At 53.3% G+C, this 1,100-nt stretch carries 1 rRNA gene; it reads left to right on the forward strand.

Going from position 1 to position 1,100, the window contains the following annotated elements:
• Window positions 1–1,100: ribosomal RNA gene (locus IEV41_RS19835) — 16S ribosomal RNA — on the forward strand; the annotation flags it as partial.

A 1,100-nucleotide genomic window follows, 5' to 3' on the forward strand; every position in this document is an offset into this window, starting at 1 on the left:
AGTAGGGAATCTTCCGCAATGGACGAAAGTCTGACGGAGCAACGCCGCGTGAGTGATGAAGGCCTTCGGGTCGTAAAGCTCTGTTGTTAGGGAAGAACAAGTACCGTTTGAATAAGGCGGTACCTTGACGGTACCTAACCAGAAAGCCACGGCTAACTACGTGCCAGCAGCCGCGGTAATACGTAGGTGGCAAGCGTTATCCGGAATTATTGGGCGTAAAGCGCGCGCAGGCGGTTCCTTAAGTCTGATGTGAAAGCCCACGGCTCAACCGTGGAGGGTCATTGGAAACTGGGGAACTTGAGTGCAGAAGAGAAGAGCGGAATTCCACGTGTAGCGGTGAAATGCGTAGAGATGTGGAGGAACACCAGTGGCGAAGGCGGCTCTTTGGTCTGTAACTGACGCTGAGGCGCGAAAGCGTGGGGAGCAAACAGGATTAGATACCCTGGTAGTCCACGCCGTAAACGATGAGTGCTAAGTGTTAGAGGGTTTCCGCCCTTTAGTGCTGAAGTTAACGCATTAAGCACTCCGCCTGGGGAGTACGGTCGCAAGACTGAAACTCAAAGGAATTGACGGGGGCCCGCACAAGTGGTGGAGCATGTGGTTTAATTCGAAGCAACGCGAAGAACCTTACCAGGTCTTGACATCCTCTGACAACTCTAGAGATAGAGCTTTCCCTTCGGGGACAGAGTGACAGGTGGTGCATGGTTGTCGTCAGCTCGTGTCGTGAGATGTTGGGTTAAGTCCCGCAACGAGCGCAACCCTTGATCTTAGTTGCCAGCATTAAGTTGGGCACTCTAAGGTGACTGCCGGTGACAAACCGGAGGAAGGTGGGGATGACGTCAAATCATCATGCCCCTTATGACCTGGGCTACACACGTGCTACAATGGATGGTACAAAGGGCTGCGAGACCGCGAGGTTAAGCGAATCCCATAAAACCATTCTCAGTTCGGATTGTAGGCTGCAACTCGCCTACATGAAGCCGGAATCACTAGTAATCGCGGATCAGCATGCCGCGGTGAATACGTTCCCGGGCCTTGTACACACCGCCCGTCACACCACGAGAGTTTGTAACACCCGAAGTCGGTGGGGTAACCCTTTT

Source organism: Priestia taiwanensis (genome assembly GCF_014638355.1).
GTDB lineage: Bacteria > Bacillota > Bacilli > Bacillales > Bacillaceae_G > Priestia_D > Priestia_D taiwanensis.